The organism is Frankia sp. CpI1-P (assembly GCF_001421075.1).
GTDB lineage: Bacteria > Actinomycetota > Actinomycetes > Frankiales > Frankiaceae > Frankia > Frankia torreyi.
Map to the genome: position 1 here is coordinate 6,857 of NZ_LJJX01000104.1, position 3,345 is coordinate 10,201.

General features: G+C 72.3%; 2 protein-coding genes and 5 pseudogenes. 5 read left to right on the plus strand and 2 right to left on the minus strand.

The genetic code is table 11. The features are described 5' to 3' along the window. Positions 1-208: 208 nt before the first annotated feature. Both FF86_RS69475 and FF86_RS69480 read right to left on the minus strand, forming a co-directional pair. Positions 209-586, minus strand: a pseudogene (locus FF86_RS69475) (RRQRL motif-containing zinc-binding protein); the annotation flags it as partial. Positions 587-1,355: 769 nt separating this feature from the next. Continuing rightward, positions 1,356-1,524, minus strand: a pseudogene (locus FF86_RS69480) (WhiB family transcriptional regulator); the annotation flags it as partial. A gap of 558 nt (positions 1,525-2,082) precedes the next feature. Between FF86_RS69480 and FF86_RS69485 the strand changes: the two are divergent. The 5 genes and pseudogenes from FF86_RS69485 to FF86_RS36865 all read left to right on the plus strand — a co-directional run. Further along, positions 2,083-2,162, plus strand: an 80-nt coding sequence (locus tag FF86_RS69485; RefSeq protein WP_396230200.1) for a hypothetical protein, incomplete at its 3' end; no start/stop codon positions are given. A gap of 1 nt (position 2,163) precedes the next feature. Beyond that, a pseudogene (locus FF86_RS69490) lies at positions 2,164-2,341 on the plus strand (GntR family transcriptional regulator); the annotation flags it as partial. A gap of 98 nt (positions 2,342-2,439) precedes the next feature. After that, positions 2,440-2,700: pseudogene (locus tag FF86_RS69495) on the plus strand (GntR family transcriptional regulator); the annotation flags it as partial. A gap of 18 nt (positions 2,701-2,718) precedes the next feature. Continuing rightward, positions 2,719-2,795: pseudogene (locus tag FF86_RS69500) on the plus strand (hypothetical protein); the annotation flags it as partial. Between the two features lie 370 nt (positions 2,796-3,165). Further along, positions 3,166-3,345 (plus strand): helix-turn-helix domain-containing protein (locus FF86_RS36865; protein ID WP_206779098.1); only part of this gene is annotated, 180 nt, incomplete at its 3' end.

Below are 3,345 nucleotides of genomic sequence, written 5' to 3' on the forward strand. Positions count from 1 at the left end.
GCCTCCAGCGCCACCGACAGCGCCCACGACGTCCACCCGTGCGCCCCGTGGGTCTCCAGCACGTGCTGGACGTGGGTGAACGACACCGCGAACGCCGTCGCGCCCAGCGCGTCCGGGGCGACCNCCGCGACCGCCCGCTCGATCCGCTCGCTCATGCCGCAGCCCTCCCGGCCGTCGGGTCAAAAACGTCCGTTGACGACCCGACCGNCACACCGGCGGCGGTCAGGGTCTGGCAGTCCAGGCACATCCCGGCGGCCGCCGGGATCACGTACGGCCACATCCGGTCGCAGGCCGGGCAGATCCGCCGGCAGGCCCGCGCGATCGCGAGCTGCGCCAGCCGCGTCAGGCTCGGGGTGTCCCGCAGCAGGGTCTGCGTGATGTCGTAGAGCGCCGCCGTGCGCACCGGCTCACCGGACCGGCGGTGCCGCGCCGACCCGTCCCACATCACCTGCGCCACCGGGTCGGCGATCGGCCGCAGACCCATCTCGCGCAACTGGGATCGGGTGTACAGGCCGTCCGGCGCGTACCGGTACGGGTAGGTCGGCAGCCCGTGGACCAGCCCGTCAGGGTCCAGATACCGGCGCATCAGGCACCCGCCAGCGGCAGACGTGCCCAGTCGTCCGGGTCGTCCGGCGTCGCCAGCCNGGCGTACCAGGCCAGATCCTCGGCGATCAGGTCGTCCACCGAGTCCAACTCGGCGTCGTCCCAGNCGGGCGTGCCGTCGTCGACGTCGTCACGTGACCCCTGCGGCAGCGGCGCGCCGTCCGCGCCCAGCACCGCCAGCAGCCGCACGCCCTCCTCGGTCAGGTCATCGACCCGCAGCGCCGCGGCCTGCGGGTAGACCTCCCGCACCCGCACAGTGAGCCGCNGCAACANCAGCCCGGCGAGATGCCCCCGCGCGTCCGCCACCAGCAGATCCAGCACGGACGCGGACGGCGCCCACTGCTCCACCGCCGCCGTCACGGCCAGCGTCTGCGGGGTGATCCGGGCGGTCACCGGGACACCGCCCCACCGGCCCGGCGGGCCGCAGCCTGCCGAGCCCGCCACGCCCGCGCCTGCGCCCGCGCGACCAACCGGCCGCACTCCGCCGAGTGGTACCGCACCCGCCCCGCCGGCACCCGCTCGGAGCAGCCCTCCCGGCCGCACACCGGCCGCGACGCCGCGCGACGCGACCGCTTCCGCTCTCCGCCCGCCCGACCCTGGCACTGCGGCGAGCAGTACCGCCGCTCCCGGGCCGCCTGCCGCGCCGTCNGCGGCACCACCACGGTGCAGCCCTCCCGCGCGCACTCCCGCGCCACCGGCACCCGGCCCACCGCCACCTCGACGGCCTCGCCCGCAACCAGCTCCGTCATCGNCAGCGTCGCCGCGAGCTCCGCCCGCTCCCGGCCGGTCAGCCCGCCGTACACCCCGTCGGGGGCGTACGGCACCGTCACCGGCTGCCCGTCCACCACCTCCACCACCGGGACCATCGCCAGCGCCGCGCACTCCGCGCGCACCGGGCAGGCAGCACACACCCGCCGCGCCNCACCCACCACCACCGCGCCGAGCACCCCGGCCGCCTCGTCCTGGCCCTCATCGCCGGCCTCGTCCTCGGCATCCGCCGCGTCGGCGAACAGGGCCGGCCAGTCCGCGCACGGACGCGGCGCCCCGTCCACCACCGCCCGCAACACCGNCACCGACCACGACGGCAACGCCAGCAACTCGTACGGATCCACCGCCAGGATCTCGGCCTGGACCGGCATCGTCGGCGCGGTCATCGCGACCCGCCCTTGCCGTTCACGATCACGACCCAGCGCCGCGGCTCCCCATCCGGGTCCCGCGGCAACGTCGGCCACGACCGGTCATCCCCGTCACCGGGGACAGCGGGGCGCCGCACCGGGCGCCGTCGGGCATGCTGCATCACAGGTTGACCTCCGTTGTAGGTCGGCCCAGGCCCCCGGCCGGAGGTAGGAGTCCGCGCCGGGGGCCGCCATGTAGGCCACTAACTAGCTAGATGCATGGCGAGCATGGACCGCCTGGATATGGTGTGTCAAGCATCTAGCTAGATGNCGGTAACGGTGACGGACAATCGGGAGGTCAGAGATGGTGCCGGATAGGCCGCAGATCTACCGGCAGATCCACAGCGACCTCCGCCAGGAGATCGAGGATGGGCTGTATCCCCCNGGCACGCCGCTGCCGAGCTACGCGGATCTGCGCCAGCGGTACAGCACTGCAGATCCGACGATCAGCCGGGCCATAGACCTACTCCAGGCCGACGGGCTGGTCGTCGGTGTACGCGGTAAGGGAGTGATCGTCAGAGACCAGGTCGCCCGACGGAGAGTCATACGAGGCACGCTGGTGCNCCGGGACCCGGCGCGGGGCTACATCATGNCGGCTACCCACCGTGCCAACGAGCCGTGGCAGACCCACGGACGACCGCGAGTCGCGACAATCNCATGNCCTCCACGTGTAGCGCAGATACTCGGCATCCCGCCGTGGACGGATGCCGTACGGCGCCGGCGGGTGACGTCGCCGGTCGGCGAGTCGCCATTCCAAGTCGCGGACACGTGGATAGGGCCAGACGGCATCGCAGATGCGCCGCGGTGCGCCGAACCGGATACCGGCCCTGGCGGGTACCTCGACCGCCTGGAGGAGGCGGGCCATGGACCGCTGAGATGGGCGGAGACCTTCCGTATCCGGATGCCGGACCGTGAGGAGGCGNGTCTACTGGGNATCGCNACCGCGCTGCCGGTCGCCGAGTTGTCCCGCGTCGGGACGTCTGCGCGGACAGGGCGACCGATCGAGGTCACCATGTGNGTGATCCCGTCCGATCGGGTCGAGTTCGTCAGCGAGCTCGAGCGGGATGAGTCAGCCCACTGGCCGACCTCACCGCCTACAGGTCGGTACTGACCCGATGCCGAGGTCCCGTGGTCGTGTGCTCGCGACGACACACCGAGGCATACCGGGAGCACCGGTCCGGCCCGCAGCCGGGTGGATGCTCCGTACGCACCCATAAACGACGTTGGCCCGGGGAGTTGGCGCTCCCCGGGCCGCTGTACGTCGCCAATGCCAGGCGAGTTCGAGGTTATGGGACCCGAGGTCCGGTGGCCACCGTGCTCGCCCACGATCCCCCTTGGAGGGACGTTGTCGAGCTGGGAGGCCCTGTCATGGGCGAAGAGGCAGAAGGTGGGCAACCCACTACGCAAATTGATCTTGATTCTGATGTGCGAGAAGGTCGACGCGAACTTCGCGTGCTGGCCCAGCGCCAGATTGATCGCCGCTGAGGCGGAGTGCAGCCGGGCAACGGTGATCGAGCACCAGCGGGCCCTTGAGTTGGAGCTGGGCATGGTGACGATCGTGCCGCAG